This window comes from Ruegeria sp. CDSB117 (assembly GCF_059611005.1).
Genome location: NZ_JBXWOS010000009.1, coordinates 95,847 through 119,756, shown reverse-complemented (window position 1 = coordinate 119,756; position 23,910 = coordinate 95,847). Strand labels below are relative to the sequence as shown.

Genomic DNA, 23,910 nt, shown 5'->3' with positions numbered 1-23,910 from the left:
ACAATCCCGTGGGTAGCAGCCGCAGTGGATGCTTTCGGATCAGGCCAGGCGCCTTTTCAGCAGATAAATGTCCATGATCCAGCCATGATCCGCCCGCGCTTTTGCCCGTGTTTCGATAATCTGCGACGCCATATCAGCCAAAGGACCGTGGATCAGGATTTCTTCCTTCATCCCCACATAAGCGCCCCACCAGATTTCGTAGTCGGCCATCTCAAGGCTTTGAAACGAACACTCGCCGTCCAGCATAACAGCCACTTTTGAGGCGTTTAGCGGCCAGCCTTCATCCCGAATGCGCCGACCTGTGGTCACGACATACGGCGCGCCCAGATCGTTGATCGGTATCGCATGCGCCGCCGTCAATGCCTGCAGCGCAGTGATGCCGGGGATCACACGTGTTTCCGGTTGGGGCTTCAGTCGTGAGGCGATGCGCAGCGAACTGTCATAAAGCGACGGATCGCCCCAGATCAAAAGAGCTACCCGCTTTGCATCAGGGTGCGCCGCGATCGCCTCCTGCCACCGCAGAGCGATGGCATCGTGCCATTCATCAACGCCGCGCAGATAGCCATCATCGGCGCGTCGTTTGGGAATATCAAAATATGCGATCTGTGGCGCGGTGTCGGTCACCTGCGCGATAATCTCTTCCCTCAAACCGGCCAGATCGGCCTTGTTCTCGCCCTTGCGCGGGATCAGGATCAGATCTGCGTCCCGAATGGCACTAGCGCCTTGAAACGTCAGGTGGTCCGGATTGCCGGTGCCAATACCGATCAGGGTCAGGTCAAACATCATCAGTCTCTGCAAGCGGGCCGTAAAGGATTAGGGCAGGGGCCGTGCCGATCTCAGCACCCAGCTTGTCCGCCAACTCACCAACCGTGGATCGGTGTAGTACCTGATCCGGGGTTGAGACGGATTCAGCCATCAAAGCCGGTGTTTTCAATGGCAAACCATGTTCGTTCAGTGCCTTCACCAGTAAAGGAAATGTGCGCTTGCCCATGAACACAACCGTGGTGGCATCTGGGTCGGCAAGCGCGGTCAAATTCAGATCATCGGGCAGCTCCCCACTGACATCGTGGCCGGTGACGAATTGTACGCGGCGCGCCGTGAGCCGCCGCGTCAGGGGAATGCCAGCCGCTGCCGCCGCGGCAACCGCCGAGGGGATGCCGGGGATGATCTCGTATTCAATCCCGGCCTCGCGTAGCGCCACCAGTTCTTCTTCCAGACGTCCAAACAGACCGCCATCGCCTGATTTCAGTCGCACGACGCGGGCACCGGTTTTGGCATAGTCCACCAACAGGCGGCTGACGTGGTCTTGTTTCGGTGACGGGCGACCGGCGCGTTTGCCGACCCCAACAAGGTCTGCGTCCTGATGCGCATGGTTCAGGATTGGGCCACTGCTGAGGTCATCGAACAGCACCGCGTCTGCCTTTTTCATCCGGTCCACGGCCTTAAGCGTCAGCAGCTCCGGATCTCCGGGACCGGAGCCAATGAACGAAACGAAACCGCTCATGCCTGGGCCTCAGCGATCAGGTGAAAGAATGTTCCGGTCACGTTGCCGCGAATTGATCCGGTTTGTGGTCCCTCAACCCCTTCAGCATCGAACACCCGCGCCAAAGGTGCGTCGGGTTGCTCGAGGATCGAAGAATAGTGAAACTCATGGCCACGCAATGTCGCATCGGCAGCAAAACCCGGCATAGGGGCCAACAATTGCGCCTTGCGATACCCAAGATTGAACTTGCGCTTCTCATAGGACGTCACAAGCCCAAGCAGACCCGCCATCTGATGCCGGACCCCTTCTTTGTCGACCAGCGCGTCTCCCAAGGCCATATACCCGCCGCACTCGCCATGAACGGGCTTTGTCTCGGCATGTTTGCGTAGACCGTTCAGGAATGTGTCGGCAGCGGCCAGAGTGCCCGCGTGCAGTTCAGGATAACCGCCAGGCAGCCAGACCAGATCGGCATCCGAAGCGGGCGCTTCGTCGGCCAGCGGTGAAAACGGAAGGACTTCCGCCCCGGCTGCATGCCAACCTTCCAGCAAATGCGGATAGGTGAACGAAAATGCTGCATCCCGTGCCAGCGCGATCCGCTGCGCCGGGGGGCGCGGCAGCGCGGCTGACGATGGCCCATTCGGGCCTGAGGAAGCCGCAGCCTTGATCGCTTCGAGGTCCACGTGTTCGCGAAGGAACGCGGCATACCCGGCAATCGCGCTTTCCAGATCTGGGTGCTCGACCGCTTGGATCAGGCCAAGATGCCGCTCGGGCAGGGTCAGGTCTCCGCGCCGGGGCAACACGCCCAGAACCGGCAATCCTGCTCGCTCCATACCCAATCGGGTCAGGCGTTCGTGGCGTGGGCTGGCGCAGCGGTTCAGGATCACACCGGCGAAGGGCAGGTCGGGATTGTACATCCGAAATCCCAGCGCAGTGGCCGCCGCAGATTGCGCCTGACCGCCCACATCCAGCACCAAAACCACGGGCCAGCCCATTCGCTGCGCGGTTTCGGCGCTGGACCCATGTCCGATTTCGCCGGGCTTGGCGACGCCGTCGAACAGGCCCATCGAACCTTCGGCCACGACGATATCCGCGCCCTCGGCTTGGGCAGAAATCGCGTTCAGCAGCGGATCGGTCATCGCCCAGCTGTCCAGATTGAACGAGGCGCGCCCGGCAGCAGCGCGGTGAAAGGCAGGGTCGATATAGTCCGGGCCACTCTTGAATGGCTGTACCGTCAGGCCATCCTCGGCCAGTGCGCGCAGAAGGCCCAGCATGACAGTGGTTTTTCCCGTCCCCGACGAAGGCGCGGAAACAAGCAATCCCGGCGGGTTAGTCATCGCCGTGACTCCAGCTTGACCACGGGCTGTCCGCGCTTTGCGGGCGATACCGGCGGTCATAATCTTTTGAATACAAACAGCTTTCGTCAAAGCCTTCGCCCGCAAGGGCAGGACCGGCCATGATCAGAGCGGTCCGGGAAATACTTTCGTCCAGCGCGTCTTTCAGGGTCGCCAATGTGGCGCGAATGATCCGTTCATCAGGCCAGCTGGCGCGATACACCACTGCAACGGGGCAGTCTGCTCCATAGGCCGGGGTAAGGTCCTCGATTACACTGTCTAGATTTCCAATCGACAGGTGAATGGCCAGCGTCGCGCCGGTCCGGGCAAAGTTTTTAAGCGTTTCGCCTCCAGGCATTGAGGACGCGCGACCGGGCGTCCGGGTCAGGACCACAGATTGCGCCAATCCGGGCAACGTCAGTTCCGTTCCCAGCGAAGCAGCCGCTGCGGCGAAGGACGGTACACCGGGGGTCACGCTGACCGGAATACCCATCTCTTTCAATCGCCGGATCTGTTCACCCATTGCCGACCAAACCGACAGGTCGCCGGAATGCAGACGTGCAATGTCATGGCCAGCCTTATGCGCCGCCTCAATCTCGGCCATGATCTGATCCAGATCCATTGGCGCGGTGTTGATGATCTTTGCGCCCTCGGGGCAGTGGGCCAGAATTTCCTCGGGCACCAGCGATCCTGCATACAGGCACACCGGGCACGACGCGATGATATCACGCCCTCGCAGGGTCAGAAGGTCGGCAGCGCCGGGTCCGGCGCCGATGAAATGAACGGTCATGTTTGTCCTCCGATGGCGACGGCGCAGGTTGCAAGCCGGTCGTCCGAAATCTGTCTGGGTGAGGTCAGCCGCGCACCTGTTCCGGCGGCGGCAAGGGCGGATGCTTCAGCTACGCTGCCGGTGCCATAGGTGGCACGGCTGCGGTTCGAGCATGTGAGAGTGCTCTGTCCCGCCAGATCGGCAGCAGCGATGAAATGCAGGGGCAGGGCAGTCTCTGCGGCAAACTCGGACAGCGCGGCGTGACCTTCCTTGTCGGCAACAGTGGCCAGCGCGTCGACGTTTTGCCCAACGCTGGCCCGCTCAAATGCAGCGCGCAGGCTGTCCACGGTCGCAGTTGATGAAAACCCCAAACCTGCGATGATCATAGGATTACGCTCCACTGCACCACCGGATATGCGGATTTCCAACCACGCCGAGGTCCCAGTGCCGAAGCTTGCGCCAGTTCGATGCGCAAAAGTTCTCCGCCTAGTTTTTCGTGCCATTGCGCCAGTAAGGCTTCGCTTTCCAGCGTCACAGCATTGGCGACCAACCTGGTGCCGGCGGGCAGGGCGGTGTGCAACCAATTCAGCAATTCGGTACTCAGGCCGCCGCCGATGAATACCACATCCGGAAACCCAAGGCCGTCCAGTGCGGTTGGCGCTGTGCCATGCACAACTTGCAGCCGGTCTTGCCCTAACGTGTCGGCATTTCGGCGAATGCGGTCCGCGCGATCCTCGCGGGGTTCGATCGTGGTTGCGGTCAGGGTCGGGTCGCACATCAGCCACTCGATGCTGATCGAGCCGGTGCCGCCGCCGATATCCCACAGATGCTCGCCGCGCTTGGGGGCCAGTGCCGACAGGGTCAGCGCCCGCACGGGGCGTTTGGTGATCTGGCCATCATTCTCGAAGATATCATCCGGCTTACCCGAGGCCTTGGGCAGCGCCTGACCTTCACCCGCAACTTCAAGCCCAACGCAGACGGGATGGTCGAACCCGCCCAGCAGGGCTTCGGTCAGCGACACGCTGCGCGACCGTTCGCGGGGACCGCCAAGGGCCTCCATCACGTGCAACTGCGTATCGGCAAACCCTGTTTCGTTCAGATATGTCGCAAGCTCGGCCACCGCAGCGCCGTTGCGCAGCAACAGAATGGCGCGCAATCCAGGCGAAAGATGCGGGCGCAGACGGGTCAGCGGAGCGGCGTGCAGACCGAATGTCTGCGTACTTTCCAACGGCCAGCCCAGACGTGCCGCAGCCAGTGAAAAGGTGGACTGACCCGGATGGGCTGTCCATTCTCCGGCGTCGAAATTGCGCGCGATTACCGAACCTGCACCGAACCAAAACGGATCGCCCGAGGCCAGAACAACCGTTGGCCGTCCGCGAAACCCGTTCAGGATCGGCAGGCCGTCGGAAAAGGGCACGGGCCATTCCACCTGTTGCGCGCCTGTGTCGGGGATCAGTGACAAATGGCGCGGCGGGCCCATGATGATTTCGGCACGCTCCAGCACTTGACGGCTTGCAGGCGACAGGCCATCCGGTCCATCTTCGCCCAAGCCCAGAACGCTTAGCCACGGAGCTTCATGCATGACCAACCTCCTGATCCTTGGTGGCACGACCGAGGCCAATGCACTGGCCAAAACCTTGGCCGATCAGGGCATCCCGGCAACCTATTCCTATGCCGGTCGGGTAGACAATCCAAGACCGCAGCCCCTGCCGGTGCGTGTTGGAGGGTTCGGAGGTGCTGAAGGCCTGGCCCGTTACCTGACGGACAACGCGATCACTCATGTGGTTGATGCCACCCATCCCTTTGCCGCGCAAATAAGCACAAACGCCATTTCCGCGTGTCGCGAGGCCGGGGTGCCCCTGGCCGCTTTGACCCGTCCGGCATGGCGCGCGCAAGACGGAGATCGTTGGCAGCACGTTTCTGACATTGACGCGGCAGTTGCCGCTTTGAGAGGTCCTAAGCGGCGTGTTTTTCTGGCCGTTGGCCGCCTGCATCTTGAAGATTTCGCGGCTCAGTCCCAACATCACTTCTTGCTGAGGCTGGTGGATGAACCGGATGCACTGCCGCTGCCCGATTGCGAGGCGATCGTGTCGCGCGGACCTTTCACCGAAGCAGGGGACCGGGCGTTGATGCTGCAGCATGGCATTGAACTGGTTGTGTCCAAGAACTCTGGCGGTACCGGTGCACGCGCCAAGCTGGATGCCGCGCGCGCGATGGGCGTACCGGTGTTGATGATCGACAGGCCGCCCCTTCCGCAAAGGACCGAATTGTCGAACGTGACGCAGGTTCTGGACTGGTTGGCTCATTCCGGGGTGAACCTCGGGGTATAGACGATCGGCGCGCTGTCACGGTTGATGACGCGCGTCAGGGATGACCCGACAATGACGACGGTTTGCATGTCGGCCATGTCAGGTGTCGCCTCGGCCAGTGTCGAAATCCGGATCGCCTCATCAACGCGGGATACGGCGCGCGCGAACAGGATCAAGCGTTCGGGCTCACATTCTTCGCGTAGGATTTCCAGTGTTTTCACAAAGCCTTCCGGGCGGGATTTCGAGCGTGGGTTATAAAACGCCATCGCGAAATCCGCCTGCGCCGCAAGTCGAAGACGTTTTTCAACCAGCGACCAGGGTTTCAGATTGTCGCTGAGGTTGATGGCGCAAAAATCATGTCCCAGTGGTGCCCCGGCTCGCGCGGATGCCGCTAGCATCGCGGTGATCCCCGGCAGCACTTCGATGGGGATTTTGCGCCACTTAGCGGGGCCATTTTCCAGCGCCTCAAATACTGCGGCGGCCATCGCGAAGACCCCGGGATCACCCGAGGACACAACGACCACGCGCTTGCCCTCAGCCGCCATCTGCAACGCGTGTTGGGAACGGTCGATCTCGACCCGGTTGTCGCTAGCATGCAGCGTCAACCCGGGGCGTTCCGCCACGCGTGCGACATAGGGGATATAGCCGACCACGTCCGTGGCATCCATCAACGCAGCTGAAACCTCGGGGGTTATAAGATCTTCGTTACCAGGCCCCAGGCCCGCAATCTTGACCCAACCGCTCATGGCCGCCGTCCCTGACCATGCACGATGATGATCGAGAAATAGGGCGTCACCTTTTCGCATGCCTCGGACAGTTTCGTCACCACTTGGTTCGGCATCTGCGCAAACTCGACAATCCATGCGCGGTCATACAAACCGGCTGTTTTCAGCGCGCGCTTCACCTTGTCGATATTGCGTCCGATTTTCATGACAACCAGGGCGTCAGTCTGCGCCATGCGAATTGCCAGATCTTCTTCCGGCAGGGTGCCGACCAGTACTGTAAGCACATCATCGCCCCAGGTGATCGGGTTACCCGTTGCTGTCCATGCGCCGGACATGCCGGTAATGGCTGGCACAACCTCTACATCAGCCTGATCGCGCAAGCGGCTGTAAAGATGCATGAAAGACCCATAGAAAAACGGATCGCCCTCGCACAATACCACCACGTCCTCGCCCTGATCCGACAGAGCCTTCAAGTGCCCGGCGCAGTCCTTGTAAAAGGCAGAGAGCAATTCGTTATAGCGCGGATCATCCAGTGGAATTTCCGTAGTGACTGGGTATTCCATGGGAAACTCAACAGCACTGTCCGGGATCATACCATTGACGATCTTGCGTGCCTGACCGCTGCGACCCGGCTTGCGAAAGAACGCGACGTGGCGCGCATTGCGCAGCAGGCGGTCGGCCCGCACGCTCATCAGGTCCGGATCACCGGGGCCAAGGCCCACGCCGTATATCTTGCCGCCACTCATTCGGCGCGGCTCGCAATGGCGTTTATCGCGGCGACGGTGATGGCGCTGCCGCCCAGACGGCCTTTGACAATGCAAGAGGGCACGGGCTGTGCCTCCCACAATGCGTCCTTGGATTCAACGGCACCGACAAAGCCCACCGGGCAGCCGATGATGGCGGCCGGGCGTGGGCAGTCGGGGTCCTCCAGCATATTCAGCAGATGAAACAGCGCGGTCGGCGCATTGCCGATCGCGACCACAGCGCCTTCCAGATGTGGACGCCACAGCTCCAGCGCGGCGGCAGAGCGGGTATTGCTCATCTCAGCTGCCAACGGGCGTACGCGCTCGTCATGCAGGGTGCAGATCACCGGATTGTCGGCGGGAAGGCGGAACCGGGTCACGCCTTCGCTGACCATCCGTGCATCGCACAGGATTGGTGCGCCATTCTCCAACGCGGTCCGTGCGGCTGGCACGAAGCCCGGCGAAAAATGTACGAATTCTTCCAAACCGACCATTCCGGCGGCGTGGATCATGCGAACCGCAACCTGCTCTTCATCAGCGTCAAAACGCGCCAGATTGGCCTCGGACCGGATTGTGGCAAAGCTTTGCTTATAGATCGCTGCGCCGTCGGTTTCGTATTCATAGGGCATCAGGTGAGGTCCATAGTCATAAGTGTTTCGGGTGTCAGCCCGCGTTGGGACGGCTCATCCCCCGCGCGACCGTTTTTGACAAGATCAAATCGTCCGTCGTTGCCGACCAGTGTGACATTTGCCGGACCCATACGGGCACAGCCTTTGGCGCAACCGGATACATGCAAACTTCCTGGGATTTGGGCGGCCAAGACGCGGGCAACTTCGCGGGTTTCCACCTGAGCTTGCGGGCAGAACGGTGCGCCGGGGCAGGCATCGGTTGTCATCAGCGGGTCGGTGCCATCTATGACAAAGTCCGGTGCTTGTATCGCCGCCCCGCCTTCCAGCAGAATCAGCCGCCATGGGGTGACCCGCAAGGCAGACGCCCCGCTGTCTGCAATGAGGTCAGAGAGCTGTCGCGCCGGCAATTGTCCGAACACCGCGCCATACAACACACCCAGATCGCAGACGCCGGGCTGCGGCGGTGTGCCGATGTCACCGGGCGCGCTGCCTTGCCACTCCGCTGGCAAATCCTGCGTCGCGGCCACCCGCGCCATGCGGCGGGTTTCTGGCGTGAAACGTTCGGAAAACCATCCGGCCAAGGCGATAAGCCGGTCAATTGCGTTGGTTTCTGTGACCCGGCAGCCAGTCTTGGCCCCGTCGGCGCGCAGGATGAGGCCATCAGTGCCTGCCTCGACCCGGATATCGGCCGAATCCGCCGCCAACAGGCGCTTGGGGCCAGTGTCGATGGCAAAGCCGAATTTGGCGGGCAGAGTCGGCAATTCCTCCAACCGGTCGATCAGTTCCTGTGTCAGATGTGCGGTTCGATCACTTGATCGGTATAGGGGCGACACCAGGATATTGCGGCGCATTTCAATACCGGGCTCAGCATCCAAAAGGTTCAGCGCGGCCAGCTCGGCCAGCAATGCTTGATGATCGTCTTCTTTTACCCCGCGCAGCTGTAAATTGGCGCGGTTGGTCAGGTCGATCGTGCCATTGCCAAATTGCTCGGCCAACTCACAAAGACCACGTGTTTGTTCCGCGCTCAAACGGGCCAGACGCGGGCGCGCCCGAACCACCAGACCATCGCCCGACATCATCGGCCGATGCGCACCGGGGCACCAACCCTGAACGACCGGGGCGCTCATCCCAGCCCCTCCAGATCGGCCCGGATTGAGTTGCGGCGGGTGTTCCAAAGGCCCGCGTCCAACAACGCGCGGAACCTGTCCTGCATGGCCTGATACGCGCGCGGGTTGGCCTCTTGCAAAAACGCGTCGACCTCGGCGTCGCCCAAAGTGGCGTCGTGATAGAGGTCGAACAGATGCGGCGCGACCGTGCCTGACAGATGGGCGAAAGAGGCCATGTGATCCAGTGTCGCCGCAATTTCGGCAGCGCCTCGGAAGCCATGCCTTTGCATGCCTGCAATCCAGTTCGGGTTGGCGGCACGCGCATGAACCACACGGCTGATTTCTTCAGGCAACGTTCGGGCGCGCGGGCTATCCGGGTTGGTGTTGTCCAGATGGTATAGCTGCGCCGTACCACCAGTGACTTTCTTGGCGGCGGCGAAACCAGCCTCGTGCGTGGCATAGTCGTTGGCCAACAGCAGATCGGTTTCGGTCAGATCCTGCAGGTGCACGAAACTGTCGGCATTCGTGACCCGTTGGGTAATGCCGTCCATATCCTGTGTGATGTGTTCGCCTTCCAAAGCGAAAGAACTGGCCTCAAGCCATGCCTTACCCGCCTGCGCGCGGGCCTCATCCGTATAGATTTCGGACAGCTGGGTCATGTTCACGCCATAGCTGCCCGGTGCCGGGCCAAAGACGCGCGCTGCCGGGGCCTGCCCGGCATATGGGTTCCAGTCTGGCGCTTCATCGCGTTCCGACAACGCGCGAACAGCTTGACCATAAAGCGCCGAAAGGGTCGGGAACACATCGCGGAACAAGCCTGAGACACGCAACGTCACGTCCAGACGCGGGCGGCTGAGGTCAGTGATGGGCAGCACTTCGATGCCCGACACCCGCTCGGACCCTTTGTCCCAAACGGGTTTGACGCCCAGCAAGTGCAGCGCCATGGCAAACTCTTCGCCCGCCGTGCGCATCGTGGCTGAACCCCAGAGATCAACGATCAGCCCCTTGGGATAATCGCCCTCTTCCTGCAGGTGTCGCCGCACCAATTCTTCTGCCAGCTTGACGCCTTGGGTATAGGCTGCACGGGTGGGGACTGAGCGCGGATCGGTGGTATACAGATTGCGCCCGGTGGGCAGCACGTCTGACCGTCCGCGGTAGGGGGACCCGGACGGGCCTGCCTCGATCCGTTTGCCAGCCAGCGCGTCGATCAATGCCCGGCGTTCGGCATGGGCAGAAGGAGCCGTGTCAAAATTGGCGGTGGCTTCGGGCACACGTCCAAAGATATGCAACCCGTCGCCGAACTGGCTTTCTTTGATGTCACAGACGAAACGGTCGATGCGAGTGATCGCCTCGGCGATGCAGGTGGCCTGATCGAGGCCAAGGTCGCTCTCCAGCCCGATGGCTTGCGCTTCGTCCCGGATATCTTCTTGCAGGCGGTCGCGACGTTTGGGGTCCAAGCCATCAGCGTTCGAGAATTCGTCCAGCAGCGATTCCAGCCGAACCATCCGATCCGGGGTACCGCTTTCTCTCATCGGCGGTGGGATATGACCCAGCGTGACCGCCCCGATCCGGCGCTTGGCCTGCGCGGCCTCGCCAGGGTCGTTGACGATGAAGGGGTAAATGACAGGCAGGTCGCCGATCAGCGCTTCGGGCCAGCATTCGTTGGACAGCGCGACCGACTTGCCGGGCAGCCATTCCAGCGTGCCGTGCGCGCCGATATGGATCAGCGCATCCGCACTAAGACCTTTGCGCAGCCAAAGGTAGAAGGCCACGTAGCTGTGGCGCGGGGTACGCGACAGGTCATGATAATCGTCATCACGCAACTCGGGTGTGCCGCGTTCAGGTTGCAACGCGACCAGCGCCTTGCCGCGGCGCAGGGCGGTGAAGTGGAACGCGCCATCTGCAAAGGCCGGATCATCCTCGGGCTTGCCCCAGACGATTTCGAGGTCTGCGCGCAGTTGTTCCGGCAATTCTGCTAGCGCAGTCAGATATTCGCCAAGCGACCACGTAATCCGCGCGTCCAACAACGTATCAGAAATCGGCTGGGCAGGAGCGGTGTCATACCCTTCGCCTTGCAGGTCGGCCAGCATCGCCTCGGCCGAGGCCAAAGCATCGAGGCCCACCGCATGGGCCATCTGCCAATCCTTGCCGGGATAGGTGGACAGCACCAAGGCGGGCACCTGATCCCCTTTGGGCTTGTCGTTCAGGTTCAGCCAGCCGACGACACGGTCGATGATGGCCTCGATCCGTTCCGGTTCAGCCCGGTGGGCAAAACGTGAATACTCCAGATGCGGGTCACGCTTGCCCGGTTCCTTGAACGAGGCAATGCCTGCAGAAATTCGCCCGTCCACTTCAGGCAGGACAACGTGCATAGCCAAATCAGCGGGCGAAAGACCGCGTTCCGCCTCGGCCCAGGCTTTGCGGCGGGACGTTGCGAGAGCAACCTGAAACACCGGAACATCGGCAGCGTCCAGCGGCGATGTACCCGATGCGCCTTTGCCCGAGAAGGAAGTGGCGTTGATAATGGCCGACGGTTTAATGGCGGCGATGTTCCCGCGCAGCCAATCGGCGGCGGCAGGTGCTTTTAGCGAGGGGGCGAACATACCTACTGCTTCGAACCCGCGTTCCCGCAATCGGCGGATCAGGGCTGCGACCGGGGCGGTGTCTGCAGATGTCAGATAAGCCCGGTAGAAGGTCACGAGGATACGCCTCGCGTCGCTCGAGAATGCTGTTTCGACCGGGATTACGCCACGATCCGGGCACCACGCACCGCACTCTGGCAAGGTCTTAGCGCCCATCACCGGCCCGGCATAAAGCCCCGCCGCAAGCGCCATTTGCGCCAAGGCCGCTTGCGCCGCGACTTCGCCGCCGGTGTCACACAGATGCGCAAGCCGCCGCAGGGTTGAGACGGGCAGGGTGGAGTAATCATCCAGCCGCGTATCCTCACGCCCATCGGCAGGTAGGACGGCCAGTGCGATCCCCTTGGATTGCGCCAGCGCCAGAACTTGCTGCAAGCCATAGGACCAGTAAGGCACGCCGCCGATCAAACGGATCAGAATGCCCTTGGCGCCCTCGAGCGTTTGCTCGACATAAGTGTCGACGGACAACGGGTGTTTCAGTGCTGTCAGGTTGGCCAGCCGCATTGTCGGCATTCGCCCTTCGGCCCCGCCACCGCGATGCCAGCCCGCCGCGAAAGCACCAAGGTCACTGTCCGAAAAGGACAGCACCACCAGATCCGCCGGACTTTGGCCCAGATCGGTCGGGGTCTCGGTTTCCTCGAGCCCGTGGCTTTCGCGGAAGACGACGTGCATGGCTTACTCGGCGGCCTCGGTCACGCCCACGAGGATATCGCGGATCGCGGCCTCTTTGATGTCGTCGTGTTCGGCGATGACCACCAGACGCGAACGGCGCTCTTCACCGGGTTCCCACGGGCGGTCATACTGGTGACGTACGCGGGCACCAACGGCCTGCACCAGCAGACGCATGGGTTTGCCCTGAACGGCGGCATAGCCTTTGACGCGCAGGATGTTCAGCTCATTGGCCAGACGTTCGATATTGGCGACCAGTTCCGCCGGGTCGGTCTGTTCGGGCAACTCGACAATGATGCTTTCGAAATCGTCGTGTTCGTGGTCGTGGTGGCCGTCGTGATGCGACGGGCGCGCGTCCATGTCATCCTCGGCGGCGGCTTCGAGGCCCAATACGACGCGGACGTCCACGGCGCCTTCGGCGACTTCCACTACGGGCAGGGGGCGGGGAGCTTCGGCGGCGATGATCCCTTTGGCCTTCACCACGCCTTCGGGGCCAGCCAGATCGGGCTTGGTCAGCAGGATGATATCCGCGCAGGAGATCTGATCCTCGAACACCTCAAACAGGGGCGTTTCGTGGTCGATCGAGTCGTCAGCTAGGCGCTGGGCGTCCACGGCTTCGACATTTGGTGCGAAACGCCCAGCGGCGACGGCCTCGGCGTCCGCCAGAGCGATCACACCATCAACGGTGATTTTCGAGCGGATATCGGGCCAATCAAACGCCTTGAGCAGCGGTTTGGGCAGGGCGAGACCGGACGTTTCGATCAGGATGTGATCAGGACGCGGCTCCAGCGCCATCAAGGCTTCGATGGTCGGGATGAAATCATCGGCCACAGTGCAACAGATGCATCCGTTAGCCAATTCCATGATGTTTTCCGCCGGGCAATCCGGGATGGCGCAGGATTTCAGGATATCGCCATCCACACCCACATCGCCGAACTCATTGACGACCACAGCCAGACGCTTGCCCTGCGGGTTCTGCATCAGGTGCTTGACCAGCGTAGTTTTGCCCGAGCCCAGAAAGCCGGTGATCACAGTGACGGGGAGTTTTTCGAGATTGCTCATTTCAGGGCTCCAATCGGGGGAATGCGGGCCGCACAGTTTTTGCGGAAATGTTCGGGGCGCTCACGCCATTTCACCAGACCGTCTTCAGCGGCCAGATATTTGGTGACGCCTTCGACGATGGTCTCGACGTGGTCGGTCTCGTCGAGGTTTTCATAAATAAAGGTCCATCGGGACGAGCCACCACGCAAAACGATCGAACATCCCTGATCACAGTTCGACAGGCATTCCACCGGCTTCAGGTCCACGCCGTCAGGCAAGCCCGCCTGTTCAAGCGCTTTGTGCAGCAAAGTGCCGGGTCGCTGGGCGTCATCTTCGATGGGCAACCCACGGCGGCATGTCGTGCAGACCAGCAATTCAACTGGTGCGGTCTCGGTCACGTCTCTCATCCCCCTAATCCTTTGTACGGGGGACGGGGTTTCATGCGGGCCACGTGTGCGACATGGACCCGACACCGGAACACCCCGCCCGGTTTCAACTTCGGGTGCTGGCAGGTCTCCCGGCTTGCGGATGTCAGAGCGTTTGCCCTGTCGGATGTCCCGCCTTCCCGGCCTATTGGGCCAGTGGCTTTGGGCACCCTCTCCGGTCACGGTCGCGGGGGCGGCTGTGCTTGGCGATGACATCGCTGGCACATTCCCTTTTCATCCATCCGAGGATGGACACCAACGCATGCGACATGCGGCACGGGCAGGGGGCTTGTCAAGCACGACCAGGGTTTGAAAACCGGTTACGTCAGAAAAGCGACCAGCCGAAGTCAGTCAGCGGCATCCGATGCGATCCGATCACGAAGCCAGGCGCAAAACAGCCCCGCAGCCGCGGATGATTGAGCGCTTCCGTGCTTGGCAATCAGGTAGTGCGGTTGTGCAAACGGAATCGCTGGACCGGCAATCGCAACAGGCGCGACTTGGGCAATCGCGTTCTGTGCGAACCTTTGGGCAATATTAAGGAAGCGGGCAAAGGCGCGACAAAGACAAAGCACATCCCTCTACCACTGACGCATTGTGCGTCGCGCCGTTTGTTAGCGGGAAAAGATTTGGCACGTGTGGCATTACTTTCAAACCGCTTCGACATTTAACCCCGGACATCAACGGCGACGGTTATGCTGTTCCAGAAGCCAGTAGGAACATGATACCCAAGTGTATACGCCCGAATTTGCGAAAGCAGCGCAGAAAGCTAAGTGTTTGAAAAGAAGTGGAGGCGAGTACCGGAATCGAACCGGTGTACACGGATTTGCAATCCATAAAGACAGGCAGCGAAAACAACGGCTTATGGGTGCAAAACACCCCCTGACAAAAAGTGAACAAAAAGCGAAAGTTTCAACGCTCTTTGCGATTCAGAATGCTCACAAAATCGTTTCTAACCTTGGGATAATTTGATGAGTTGGGCGGTTGCAAACGAATGCGCCGAGCGCCGTTTTGGCAGCGCTGCGCGCAAGCAGATCATTATGTTCCTGGCCGACAAGGCGAGCGATGATGGCTCGGGCATCTGGTGCTCCAAGGGGACGATCCAGCGCCACACAGAGCTCAGCGAGAGCACGGTCAAGCGCACCATCATCGACTTCTTGCGCGAGGGCATTCTGATTGAGACAGGGCGGCGGCAGTGCAAGAATGGCTACACCGTCATTTACCGCATCGTTCTGGAGCGCGTGGCCGCGCTCGAAACCACGGCCGAGCCCGACATTGAGACGGGGGTCACTGTGAACCCCGTCCAGCCTGAACCCGGTACGGGGTCCACGGTGAACGGGGTACGGGGTTCAAGGTGGACCCCAAACCATCCTAAAACCATCCATAAACCACCTACGCGCAGGCGCGAGGCGGCGGAGGAGGTTGAAGATCTTGAAGCTGAGAAGATCTTAGCGGCCTATCCCGAAGACAGGATCCGAGACCGACGAACTACGTTGCGCCTGATCGCAGCCGCCGTGAAGGCCGGGGTAAAGCCCGATGACTTGCAGCAGGCGGTCAAAGCCTATGCGAAGGAAACCGAGGGCTATACACGCAGCAAGGTCTGTTTCTCGGACAATTGGTTCAGGATGCGCCGATGGGAGAAGGGGCTTGCCCAGATACAGGCGGACCGTGAGAAGGCGCGAGAGGCCGAAGCCAAAGGTCGCGCTAGCCTCGCCGAGTGGATCCGTGAACGCCACCCCCTGTGTCGTCACATCACCAACCGGCAGGTCGAGGACTTAATTGCTTCGAAGCTGGTGACGCCTGAGCAAGTTCGAGCTGCGGGGCTGCAGGCATAAGTGCGGCTCGATTGTTACGCCATGGCGTAAAAAGTAGATATTTACGTTGCAGCGTAATTTGGTTTAATTTACGCTGTGCCGTAAAAGGAGCCACATCATGGACCTCACAGCACGAACGGCCGAGCAGATCGGCGAGGCACTTCGCCGGACGCGCAAAGCGCGCGGCTGGACTCAAAGCGACATCAGCGCGCGTACGAATTTGCGCGTCGCGACGATTTCGTCGCTCGAGAATGGTGACGCGGGAGCCAAGCTCGCCACAGTGCTCGCTGTTATGGCGGCACTTGGGCTTGAGTTCCGATTGGTGGAACGCGGTGGCTCGCTTCAGATTGAGGATATCTTCTGATGGCCAAACACGGGCGTAGCGGCACCATGCAAGTGCTTCTGAACGGACGGTTGGTGGGGGCTGTGCGTCTCGCTGGTTCAGGCGCGATCAGCTTTATCTATGATCCGGACTGGTTGGCATGGGAACATGTCATGCCCATCTCGCTTTCGCTGCCTTTGCGTGAAGAGGCACACCAGGGCGGCCCTGTTATCGCCTACTTGGAAAACCTGTTGCCCGACAATCAGGCGATACGTGAACGCGTCGCTGCCCGGGTGCGCGCAGGCGGCACAGACGCGTGGCACATGCTGGAGAAGATCGGCCGCGATTGTGTGGGGGCCTTGCAGTTCGTTTCGGGTGAGATCCCCGAGGTTGGCGCACTCGCGGGAGAGCCCGTTTCCGAGGCACAGATTGCGGATCTGCTGCGCAACCTCGCAAGTGCCCCCCTTGGCTTGGACGAGGAAGACGACTTCCGCATTTCCATCGCAGGGGCGCAGGAGAAAACAGCGCTGCTGCGCCACGAGGGCGCGTGGATCCGTCCATCGGGGCTTACCCCAACGACCCATATCCTCAAGACGCAGCTTGGCGTTCTGCCCGCAGGGATCGATTTGTCTGACAGTGTTGAGAACGAATTTTTCTGCATGAACCTCTGTCGGGCCATGGGCATGGATGTGGCTGAAGTCGAGATTGCCGACTTCGAGGACGTGCGGAGCCTTGTTGTGACCCGGTTCGATCGGCGCTGGACCAAAGATGGCCGGTTGATCCGCCTCCCGCAGGAAGACTTTTGCCAGGCGCTCACAGTTCCACCCAGCCAGAAATACCAAATGGATGGCGGGCCGGGGATCACTGAAGGGATCGGGTTGTTGACTGGTAGTGATGACCCTGAAGCAGATCAGCGCGCCTTCTTCCGCGCGCAGGTGCTGTTTTGGCTGTTGGGGGCGACAGATGGGCATGCGAAGAATTTCAGCATTGCATTGCGCCCCGGAGGTTTCCGCATGACCCCGCTTTATGATGTGCTGAGCGCCCAGAAAGCCGTGGATGACGGTCAAATTCGCCAGAACCGGATGCGCCTCGCGATGGCGGTCGACGGGCACTACCGGATGAACGAGGTCGTGCCGCGTCATTTCCTGCAGGCTGCGAAGGCGGCAGGTTTTGGTGTGGCGCTGGCGGAAGAGGTCTTGTCGAACGTCGCGACAGAGCTTGAACCCGCCCTGGACAAAACACTAGCCGACCTGCCGGATGAGTTTCCACAACCATTGGCGGAAGCCATTGTTGCTGGCGTGCGACGTCGGGCGGCTGCCTTTCATGCCGTATGATCCGCAGATCATATTTACGCTTTATGAAAGGTAGATCATATTGAGCGGCAGGCCGAGTTCCTGCAACAACACGTATGTGGATCCAGGGAACGCCGCAATTGTTAGGTCGCAGAGGCCCCACTCTATTCGATGCAGCGGGTTTTCCATGTGATGGGCGGCAATGCGGACCTTAAGGTGGATTGCAGCGAAGGCTAAGTGAGAGCCCATACTACCGAATGCTGCGCTCTGCACCAAGGTCTGTAGTCCGGTTCGAAGCGGTCGTTCGAAGACGTGCTATGCGCCTGTTCAGTGATGGATGGTGGCAATTCCGGTAGAATATCAGTGGCTTGCGCGGTGTCGTGTGCAGTGTGTGTTCATGTTTAGATCGCGTGATTTCGCACTCCTTAGCGGGTGTTTCGATGCGCTGGCACAGATTGGACTCTTCGGGGCCTCGTAGTGTTCATCGGGGACGAGCAATGGCCAAGGAGTTGGCTTTTCTGCCGGACGGATCCGCCAACGCCGAGATTCTGAGCGATTACGCCGTGATGCGGGAGCAGGCACGCCTGTGTTCTCGTCCCTGATCAGAAGCGGAATCGCAGCTTCAAGGTCACGCGGCAGCGTAGCAGGTGAACACCTCGGTCGATCCGTCGCGCTGGATCAGGAACACGTCATAGGCCTCGCGCTCGCTTTCCGGCCCCATCCCGGGCGAGCCGTAGGGCATGCCGGGCACTGCGAGGCCCACCGCGTCGGGGCGTTCCACCAGCAGACGGCGAATGTCGGCAACAGGGACGTGGCGCTCGATCATGTAGCCATTCACGCGCCCCGTATGGCAGGAGACCATCTCCTACGTGATGCCGTTGTCCAGCTTGTAGCGCATCAGAAGCGTCCCGGGGCTCGCCTCGGTCGTTACGGCGAAACCATCGTTTTCGGGTATCTCGATCCAGGCCGAGCAGCAGCCGCAGTTCGGATCCTTCATCACGTGGATCGCCGGACCGGCGCCTAGCGCCAGGGTCCTGAAGGGCGATGCAGCCACCAGCGCGGCGCCGCCAAATAGAAGCGTGCGGCGGGAAAAAGCGTTCTGGGTCATCTGCGTTTCCTTTCGAGTTCGCATGTATGGACTGGCAGGTCAGAGATTGACCCGCCTGAGCCGTAGGGCGTTGGTGATCACCGAGACGGAGGACAGGCTCATGGCCGCCGCCGCGATCATCGGCGACAGGAGAAGGCCGGTGACGGGGTAGAGCAGTCCTGCTGCGATGGGGACACCAAGCGCGTTGTAAGCGAAGGCGAAGAACAGGTTTTGCTTGATGTTGCGCAAAGTGGCGCGTGCGAGCTTGCGCGCCCGGACGATGCCCATCAGGTCACCGCCCAGCAGGGTGATGCCGGCGCTTTCCATCGCCACATCCGCGCCCGTGCCCATCGCGATGCCGACATCCGCGGCGGCCAGCGCGGGCGCGTCGTTCACCCCGTCGCCCGCCATCGCGATCTTGTGGCCCTCTCGACGCAACTGGTCGATCAGGTCTTTCTTGGCTTCGGGCAGCACGCCCGAGCGCACCTCGTCGATCCCGAGTTTGCCCGCCACCGCCTGCGCCGTGCGCTCGTTGTCGCCGGTCGCCATAATGACCCGCAGACCCTGGGCATGAAGTTCGCGGATCGCCTGTGCGGTCGAGTCCTTGATCGGGTCGGCGACCGCCACGATGCCGACGAGCGCGCCATCGAAAGCGACGAACATCGCCGTCTTGCCCTCGGCGCGCAGGGTGTCGGCGCGCGCCTCGGCCGCACCCGTGTCCAGACCCATCTCCCGCATCATCGCCGCGTTGCCGAGCGCCACCGCACGCCCACCGACGCTGCCCTGTACGCCCTTGCCGGTGACGGCACCGAAGTCCGTGGCCTCCTGACGCGGGGCACTCTGCGTCTCGGCTCCCTCGACGATCGCCTCGGCTAGTGGGTGTTCCGAACCGCGCTCCAGCGCCGCCGCCAGCGACAGCAGGGCGGCCTCGGGAACGTCCGCCAGCGCCACGGTGTCAGTCAGCTTCGGCTTGCCCAAGGTCAGAGTGCCGGTCTTGTCCACGATGAGCGTATCGACGGCCGCCATGCGTTCCAGCGCCTCGGCGTCCTTGATCAGTACGCCCGCCTGTGCCCCGCGTCCTGCTGCCGTTGTGATCGAGATCGGCGTGGCCAGCCCAAGCGCGCACGGGCAGGCGATGATCAGGACGGACACCGCCGAAGCGATCGCGAAGACCAGCGCAGGTTCGGGGCCGACGGTCAGCCAGACGATGAAGGCGACGACGGCTATGGCGACCACGGTCGGCACGAATACCGCCGACACCCGGTCAGCCAGACCCTGGATCGGCGCGCGCGAGCGGCGCGCGTTCGACACCATCGCGACGATCTGCGCCAGCACGGTGTCGGATCCGACCTTTCCCGCCTCCATAACCAGAGAGCCATTCTTGTTGATCGTCGCTCCGGTCACCGCATCGCCCGGGCCTTTCTCGACGGGCATCGACTCACCCGTCAGCATACTCTCGTCAAGCGACGACCGGCCCTCGATCACCGTCCCATCGACCGGGACCGCATCACCGGGTCGCACGCGCAGCCGGTCTCCCTCCATGATGTTTTCCAGCGGCGCGTCGTATTCGGTACCGTCTGGCAGGATACGCCGCGCCGTCTTTGGGGCGAGATCGAGGAGCGCGCGGATCGCATCCCCGGTGCGCTCGCGTGCGCGCAGTTCGAGAACCTGGCCCACGAAGACTAGTGTCACGATCACAACCGCCGCCTCGAAATACGTCCCCACGCCGTGCCCCATCCGATACTGTTCCGGAAAGACGCCTGGCAGGAAGGTGGCGACAATCGAGTAGAGGTAGGCCGCCGCCACGCCGATGCTGATCAGCGTCCACATGTTCGGGCTTCGGTTCACGATCGAGTCCCAGCCGCGCTTGAAGAACGGCAGCGCCGCCCACAGCACGATCGGTGTTGCCAGCAGGAATTCCAGATAGCCCGCAACCCGGTGCCCGATCCAGTCGCGCACCGGCAGCGCCACCAGTTCACCCATCGTCAGGATAATAAGCGGCACCGCGGCGGCAGCCGAGATCCACATCCGGCGTGTGAAGTCTGTCAGCTCCTCGCTGGGCTCGTCGGAGGGCACCATCGGTTCCAACGCCATGCCGCAGATCGGGCAGGCGCCTGGTGCATCGCGCACGATTTCGGGATGCATCGGACAGGTGTACTGGATGTTGGCCGGTGCGGCCTTCTTTTGTCCGGCGGCCCTTCCCGAGGCGTAGAACTACGGATCCGCCGTGAACTTCGTCTGGCATTTCTCCGAACAGAAATGGAAGGGCTCGCCCTGGAACTCGGCGTGAAGTCCATCGGGCTTGACTGCAACCGTCATCCCGCAGACCGGGTCTTTCGCCGTCTCGTCCCCCGATGGCTTGTCGGGTGCCGCGTGGTGGTGATCTTGTTCCATGGTCTGTCCGCCTTTCGGTCTTTTTTCAGCTTGCCACCTCCAGCGGTTGGAAGGTCAAGCCCTATTCAATCTTGGTCGCGAACGCTCTCTTCAGGCTTTCTCCGCATCGCCACCCAGAGCAGCGGTAAGCCCGTCACGAGGCCGAGACCGAGCACTGCCCAGGTCGCTCGCCCAAAGTCTCCGCTGACCGCCTCACCCCCGAAATGGGCGAGCAGGAAGCTTGCCGGAATGATGCCGGCCAGCGTCGCGAGGGCGAACCGCCAGGCGTGCAGGCGGCTGAGCCCCGCAGCGTAGCTGATCATGTCGAAGGACACGAAGGGCATCAGGCGGCTGGCGAAAACCGTCGCCGTCAACGCGGTCTGCGAGCCGAGCAGCCCGGCATCTACGCGGTCACCAAAGACCCGCCGCAGGATATCATGCCCCAGAATCCGTGCGAGGCCGAACGCGATCAGTGCTCCGAGTTCCGCGCCGATCACGACCAGAACCGTTCCCCAAACATGCCCGTAGGCCGCACCGGCGGCCAACGCGATCGGCGCGCTCGGGATCGGACTGGCTACAACCGCGAGGGTCATAAGCGTGACGATGAGGACCGGCCCCCAGATCCCGGCGCGCGCCACCAGCATTTCCAGACGCTCGCCGTCCATCAGGCCGCGTGCCTGGTCGAAAGCAGAAGGCGCGAACAGTCAGGCACCGAGCACGGCGATCCCGAGGATCGCCATCACCACGAGGATGATTGCGCGCAACCCCACCTCAGATCGAAGCTACGGCCTTCGCGAGAAGGTCTCGGACCTGGCCCGCAACAGCCGTGAGCTCGCGGTTCTCGATCGCCTGCATCGACGCGACCGGGTCGATGGCGCTGACCTCGACGCCATCTTCGACCTCGCGCAGGATGACGTTGCACGGCAGCATCGCACCCACACGCGGCTCGATCCCGATGGCGTGATGCGCCATCTTCGGATTGCAGGCGCCGAGGATGCGATAGGCCGGCATCTCGACATCGAGCTTCTTCTTCATCGTCGCCTTGACGTCGATTTCGGTCAGAACGCCGAAACCCTGATCCGCCAGCGCCTTGCGCGCGCGAGAGTCAATGTCGTCGATACCTGCGCCGGAGATCACGCGATTGATCGTGTAGGTCATTGCGAAGTCCTTTTTCCTATTTCCGAAGATATTTGATCAGCGCCGCTATGGCCAAAACCACCAGCACAAGGATCAACAGGCCGAACAGCCAGCCAAACCCCATTCCGAAACCCATTCCGAAGCCCATGTCGTTCCAATTCATCTTCTCGTCCTCCTAGGTTGCACCCCTAAGGGGCGCCCAATAAACAGGCCTCACTACTGCATGCGCAGTATAGCATAGGATCGGTGTCTGGACGGCGGGGCGCCCTTTCCGGCTTCCGCCAATTGTCGAAGAAGTTTGATCGGTGCCTCTATGGCCAAGATCACCAGTACGAGGATCAGTAGAGCGCAGAGCCAGCCAAGGCCCATACCGGTTCCCGTGTCGTTCCAATTCGTGTTCCCTCCCTTACGGGCAGTTGCTGCACGTTGCGCTGCGTCGTCGGCTGTTGCAGCAACTTTGGGCAGCAAAGCATCTCAGAACTGATCGGCTTCGACATCGACGATGGACAGTAAGGGTACATGAACGAGGTCGCGCAGCGCATCGGCTAAGTATTTTCGTCACCTCATTCGCAATGTGAGCCAAATCAGAAGCGAGATGCCGAGTATCGCCGAGAGCGCTGATCCGCCGAGAATACCCAACTTTGCCGCATTCAGGACGGAACTGTCGAATGCGAGGCCTGCGATGAACAACGACATCGTGAAACCGATCCCCGTCAGAAAAGAGCCGGCCAGAATGAAGGGCCACGACAAGCCCGGCGCGAGTTGCGCCAGGCCGGATCGTACGGCAAACCAGCTGAACCCGAGGACGCCGATCGGTTTTCCCAACACGAGGCCGACAATGATCGCCAGCGAGACCGGTTGTACGAAATCGGCACCCTGAATCGTGATGCCGGCATTTGCCAGTGCGAAGATCGGCATGATTGCAAAGCCGACCCAGGGGTGCAGCATCATCTCGAGCCGTTCGACTGGTGAGAGCGACTCAGTGACCGCTCTGCCGGCTTGACGCAGGTCGCGGTGGCTTGCGGCATCTCCTTGTCGACGTTCGCCGGTCGGAACGGCGAGTACGCGCCCAAGGATCTCACGCAGGCGGGCATCGCTCACCCATATGCGCGTTGGCGTCATCAGGCCCAGAATGACGCCTGCAATAGTCGCGTGGACGCCGGAAGCGTCGAAGCATAACCAGACTGCCGCCCCCAGAAGGAAATATACCGGTACGCTTCTGATCCCGAGGCGCGACGCGCCTGCGACGATACCAATCCCCAGAAAGCCCAATCCGAGAGCCGACCAGTTCAACGCCTCACCGTAACCGAAGGCGACCACGAGGATAGCACCGACGTCGTCAAAGATGGCCAGAGACAGCAGGAACAATCGCAAGGTGGGCGGGATCCGGCTTCCGAAGAGCGCCAGGCACCCGATCACGAAGGCCGTATCGGTTGCCATCACGGTTCCCCAGCCATGTATGCCGGGCTGGCCGGACATCAGCGCAAGATACAGAGAGACCGGCACGACCATGCCACCCAAGGCGCCTGCGAACGGCAGGGCGGCCTGTCGAGGGTTCCGCAATTCGCCCAGCACCAACTCGCGCTTGAGTTCCAGAGAAAGCACGAAGAAGAAAAGGGTCATCAGACCGTCGTTGATCCAGTGCCGCAGAGAGCGGGTGAAATCCAACGAGCCGAATGTGAGGCCGATGGGGGTCTCCCAGAAACGAAGAAAGCCTTCTTGCCACGGTGAGTTGGCCAGCCCCAAAGCCAGCAGAACAGCCAGGAGCAGGAGTCCACCAGCTGCCGCTTCGATCTTCAGGAAGCGTGCGAATGGTTTCGTTATACTGTCGGCGGCCTCGTGGGGCAGGCCTTGATGAGTATCGATCACGGGAGAAGCATACCTTTTGGGGGCGACAGAGTCTTTGTCATCGCAAAGCGGATGCGTTGACCGCGAGAAGCAGTTGCCGGCGCCTCAGCCGCGTCGCGTACGGCTCAGGCGGCAAGCGTCCGGGCCTCCGCGAATGAAAGAAATCTCCAG

The 23,910-nt window shown here is 61.4% G+C and carries 21 protein-coding genes, 2 pseudogenes and 1 riboswitch; of the genes and pseudogenes, 4 read left to right on the top strand and 19 right to left on the bottom strand.

Features of this window, described 5'->3' with window-relative positions; all coding sequences use genetic code 11:
* Positions 1–39 precede the first annotated feature (39 nt).
* The 6 genes from cobF to cbiE are packed head-to-tail and all read right to left on the bottom strand — an operon-like array spanning position 40 to position 5,165.
* A complete protein-coding gene (cobF, locus tag AC2FJC_RS12215) occupies positions 40–783 on the bottom strand; it encodes a precorrin-6A synthase (deacetylating) (protein ID WP_496739715.1) in 744 nt (247 codons plus the stop codon).
* Positions 776–1,504 carry a uroporphyrinogen-III C-methyltransferase gene (gene cobA, locus AC2FJC_RS12210; RefSeq protein WP_496739714.1) on the bottom strand — a complete coding sequence of 243 codons (729 nt, stop codon included), beginning with the start codon at positions 1,502–1,504 and terminating at the stop codon, positions 776–778. Before cobA ends, cobF begins: the two co-directional genes overlap by 8 nt.
* Entirely contained in the window at positions 1,501–2,817 is a 1,317-nt protein-coding gene (locus AC2FJC_RS12205) for a cobyrinic acid a,c-diamide synthase CobB (protein WP_496739713.1), read from the bottom strand. Before AC2FJC_RS12205 ends, cobA begins: the two co-directional genes overlap by 4 nt.
* Entirely contained in the window at positions 2,810–3,604 is a 795-nt protein-coding gene (cobM, locus tag AC2FJC_RS12200) for a precorrin-4 C(11)-methyltransferase (RefSeq protein ID WP_496739712.1), read from the bottom strand. The genes AC2FJC_RS12205 and cobM overlap by 8 nt, the downstream gene beginning before the upstream one ends.
* The gene (locus AC2FJC_RS12195) at positions 3,601–3,969 is read right to left on the bottom strand and encodes a cobalamin biosynthesis protein (RefSeq protein WP_282119913.1); all 369 of its coding nucleotides are present in this window, start codon (positions 3,967–3,969) and stop codon (positions 3,601–3,603) included. Before AC2FJC_RS12195 ends, cobM begins: the two co-directional genes overlap by 4 nt.
* Entirely contained in the window at positions 3,966–5,165 is a 1,200-nt protein-coding gene (gene cbiE / locus AC2FJC_RS12190) for a precorrin-6y C5,15-methyltransferase (decarboxylating) subunit CbiE (RefSeq protein WP_496739710.1), read from the bottom strand. The genes AC2FJC_RS12195 and cbiE overlap by 4 nt, the downstream gene beginning before the upstream one ends.
* Here cbiE and AC2FJC_RS12185 point away from each other — a divergent pair.
* A complete protein-coding gene (locus tag AC2FJC_RS12185; RefSeq protein WP_496739709.1) occupies positions 5,164–5,913 on the top strand; it encodes a cobalt-precorrin-6A reductase in 750 nt (249 codons plus the stop codon). The genes cbiE and AC2FJC_RS12185 overlap by 2 nt on opposite strands.
* Here the strand turns inward: AC2FJC_RS12185 and cobJ are convergent.
* Genes cobJ through AC2FJC_RS12150 form a run of 7 tightly spaced genes read right to left on the bottom strand, consistent with a single transcriptional unit; the run spans position 5,886 to position 13,851 of the window.
* The gene (cobJ, locus tag AC2FJC_RS12180; protein ID WP_496739708.1) at positions 5,886–6,638 is read right to left on the bottom strand and encodes a precorrin-3B C(17)-methyltransferase; all 753 of its coding nucleotides are present in this window, start codon (positions 6,636–6,638) and stop codon (positions 5,886–5,888) included. The two genes, AC2FJC_RS12185 and cobJ, sit on opposite strands and share 28 nt — an antisense overlap.
* Positions 6,635–7,363 (bottom strand): precorrin-2 C(20)-methyltransferase, encoded by a 729-nt coding sequence (locus AC2FJC_RS12175; RefSeq protein WP_282153727.1) that lies wholly within the window; start codon positions 7,361–7,363, stop codon positions 6,635–6,637. Before AC2FJC_RS12175 ends, cobJ begins: the two co-directional genes overlap by 4 nt.
* Complete coding sequence (locus tag AC2FJC_RS12170; RefSeq protein ID WP_496739707.1) at positions 7,360–7,989, bottom strand: precorrin-8X methylmutase; 630 nt, start codon at positions 7,987–7,989, stop codon at positions 7,360–7,362. Before AC2FJC_RS12170 ends, AC2FJC_RS12175 begins: the two co-directional genes overlap by 4 nt.
* Positions 7,989–9,116 carry a ferredoxin-like domain-containing protein gene (locus AC2FJC_RS12165; protein WP_496739706.1) on the bottom strand — a complete coding sequence of 376 codons (1,128 nt, stop codon included), beginning with the start codon at positions 9,114–9,116 and terminating at the stop codon, positions 7,989–7,991. The genes AC2FJC_RS12170 and AC2FJC_RS12165 overlap by 1 nt, the downstream gene beginning before the upstream one ends.
* Positions 9,113–12,406 carry a cobaltochelatase subunit CobN gene (gene cobN / locus AC2FJC_RS12160; protein ID WP_496739705.1) on the bottom strand — a complete coding sequence of 1,098 codons (3,294 nt, stop codon included), beginning with the start codon at positions 12,404–12,406 and terminating at the stop codon, positions 9,113–9,115. Before cobN ends, AC2FJC_RS12165 begins: the two co-directional genes overlap by 4 nt.
* Positions 12,407–12,409: 3 nt before the next feature.
* Entirely contained in the window at positions 12,410–13,465 is a 1,056-nt protein-coding gene (gene cobW, locus AC2FJC_RS12155) for a cobalamin biosynthesis protein CobW (RefSeq protein WP_496739704.1), read from the bottom strand.
* The gene (locus AC2FJC_RS12150) at positions 13,462–13,851 is read right to left on the bottom strand and encodes a DUF1636 family protein (RefSeq protein ID WP_496739703.1); all 390 of its coding nucleotides are present in this window, start codon (positions 13,849–13,851) and stop codon (positions 13,462–13,464) included. Before AC2FJC_RS12150 ends, cobW begins: the two co-directional genes overlap by 4 nt.
* An 83-nt stretch (positions 13,852–13,934) precedes the next feature.
* Positions 13,935–14,144, bottom strand: a riboswitch (cobalamin riboswitch).
* Positions 14,145–14,837: 693 nt separating this feature from the next.
* Between AC2FJC_RS12150 and AC2FJC_RS12145 the strand changes: the two genes are divergently transcribed.
* From AC2FJC_RS12145 to AC2FJC_RS12135, 3 genes are all read left to right on the top strand, one after another.
* Positions 14,838–15,701 (top strand): hypothetical protein, encoded by an 864-nt coding sequence (locus tag AC2FJC_RS12145; protein WP_496739702.1) that lies wholly within the window; start codon positions 14,838–14,840, stop codon positions 15,699–15,701.
* A gap of 97 nt (positions 15,702–15,798) precedes the next feature.
* A complete protein-coding gene (locus AC2FJC_RS12140) occupies positions 15,799–16,044 on the top strand; it encodes a helix-turn-helix domain-containing protein (RefSeq protein ID WP_496739701.1) in 246 nt (81 codons plus the stop codon).
* Positions 16,044–17,336 (top strand): type II toxin-antitoxin system HipA family toxin, encoded by a 1,293-nt coding sequence (locus tag AC2FJC_RS12135; protein ID WP_496739700.1) that lies wholly within the window; start codon positions 16,044–16,046, stop codon positions 17,334–17,336. Before AC2FJC_RS12140 ends, AC2FJC_RS12135 begins: the two co-directional genes overlap by 1 nt.
* Before the next feature lie 586 nt (positions 17,337–17,922).
* Here the strand turns inward: AC2FJC_RS12135 and AC2FJC_RS12130 are convergent.
* The 6 genes and pseudogenes from AC2FJC_RS12130 to nhaA all read right to left on the bottom strand — a co-directional run bounded on the left by AC2FJC_RS12130 (position 17,923) and on the right by nhaA (position 23,760).
* A pseudogene (locus tag AC2FJC_RS12130) lies at positions 17,923–18,402 on the bottom strand (DUF411 domain-containing protein).
* Positions 18,403–18,441: 39 nt separating this feature from the next.
* Positions 18,442–20,775: pseudogene (locus AC2FJC_RS12125) on the bottom strand (heavy metal translocating P-type ATPase).
* A gap of 65 nt (positions 20,776–20,840) precedes the next feature.
* Positions 20,841–21,458 (bottom strand): TVP38/TMEM64 family protein, encoded by a 618-nt coding sequence (locus AC2FJC_RS12120; protein ID WP_496739772.1) that lies wholly within the window; start codon positions 21,456–21,458, stop codon positions 20,841–20,843.
* Between the two features lie 67 nt (positions 21,459–21,525).
* On the bottom strand, positions 21,526–21,912 hold the full coding sequence (locus AC2FJC_RS12115) for a DUF302 domain-containing protein (RefSeq protein WP_496739699.1): 387 nt from the start codon (positions 21,910–21,912) through the stop codon (positions 21,526–21,528).
* Between the two features lie 16 nt (positions 21,913–21,928).
* Complete coding sequence (locus tag AC2FJC_RS12110; RefSeq protein WP_268888901.1) at positions 21,929–22,054, bottom strand: hypothetical protein; 126 nt, start codon at positions 22,052–22,054, stop codon at positions 21,929–21,931.
* Positions 22,055–22,449: 395 nt separating this feature from the next.
* On the bottom strand, positions 22,450–23,760 hold the full coding sequence (gene nhaA / locus AC2FJC_RS12105) for a Na+/H+ antiporter NhaA (RefSeq protein WP_496739698.1): 1,311 nt from the start codon (positions 23,758–23,760) through the stop codon (positions 22,450–22,452).
* Positions 23,761–23,910 lie beyond the last annotated feature (150 nt).

Bases quoted from the DNA above. Each gene is read 5' to 3' on its own strand.
- cobF (WP_496739715.1), bottom strand. From the start codon at position 783: ATGTTTGACCTGACCCTGATCGGTATTGGCACCGGCAATCCGGACCAC.
- AC2FJC_RS12195 (WP_282119913.1), bottom strand. From the start codon at position 3,969: ATGATCATCGCAGGTTTGGGGTTTTCATCAACTGCGACCGTGGACAGC.
- cobA (WP_496739714.1), bottom strand. From the start codon at position 1,504: ATGAGCGGTTTCGTTTCGTTCATTGGCTCCGGTCCCGGAGATCCGGAG.
- AC2FJC_RS12115 (WP_496739699.1), bottom strand. From the start codon at position 21,912: ATGACCTACACGATCAATCGCGTGATCTCCGGCGCAGGTATCGACGAC.
- AC2FJC_RS12175 (WP_282153727.1), bottom strand. From the start codon at position 7,363: ATGAGTGGCGGCAAGATATACGGCGTGGGCCTTGGCCCCGGTGATCCG.
- cobW (WP_496739704.1), bottom strand. From the start codon at position 13,465: ATGAGCAATCTCGAAAAACTCCCCGTCACTGTGATCACCGGCTTTCTG.
- cobN (WP_496739705.1), bottom strand. From the start codon at position 12,406: ATGCACGTCGTCTTCCGCGAAAGCCACGGGCTCGAGGAAACCGAGACC.
- AC2FJC_RS12205 (WP_496739713.1), bottom strand. From the start codon at position 2,817: ATGACTAACCCGCCGGGATTGCTTGTTTCCGCGCCTTCGTCGGGGACG.
- AC2FJC_RS12170 (WP_496739707.1), bottom strand. From the start codon at position 7,989: ATGCCCTATGAATACGAAACCGACGGCGCAGCGATCTATAAGCAAAGC.
- AC2FJC_RS12110 (WP_268888901.1), bottom strand. From the start codon at position 22,054: ATGAATTGGAACGACATGGGCTTCGGAATGGGTTTCGGAATGGGGTTT.
- AC2FJC_RS12140 (WP_496739701.1), top strand. From the start codon at position 15,799: ATGGACCTCACAGCACGAACGGCCGAGCAGATCGGCGAGGCACTTCGC.
- AC2FJC_RS12135 (WP_496739700.1), top strand. From the start codon at position 16,044: ATGGCCAAACACGGGCGTAGCGGCACCATGCAAGTGCTTCTGAACGGA.
- AC2FJC_RS12185 (WP_496739709.1), top strand. From the start codon at position 5,164: ATGACCAACCTCCTGATCCTTGGTGGCACGACCGAGGCCAATGCACTG.
- cbiE (WP_496739710.1), bottom strand. From the start codon at position 5,165: ATGCATGAAGCTCCGTGGCTAAGCGTTCTGGGCTTGGGCGAAGATGGA.
- cobJ (WP_496739708.1), bottom strand. From the start codon at position 6,638: ATGAGCGGTTGGGTCAAGATTGCGGGCCTGGGGCCTGGTAACGAAGAT.
- AC2FJC_RS12150 (WP_496739703.1), bottom strand. From the start codon at position 13,851: ATGAGAGACGTGACCGAGACCGCACCAGTTGAATTGCTGGTCTGCACG.
- cobM (WP_496739712.1), bottom strand. From the start codon at position 3,604: ATGACCGTTCATTTCATCGGCGCCGGACCCGGCGCTGCCGACCTTCTG.
- AC2FJC_RS12165 (WP_496739706.1), bottom strand. From the start codon at position 9,116: ATGAGCGCCCCGGTCGTTCAGGGTTGGTGCCCCGGTGCGCATCGGCCG.
- AC2FJC_RS12145 (WP_496739702.1), top strand. From the start codon at position 14,838: ATGAGTTGGGCGGTTGCAAACGAATGCGCCGAGCGCCGTTTTGGCAGC.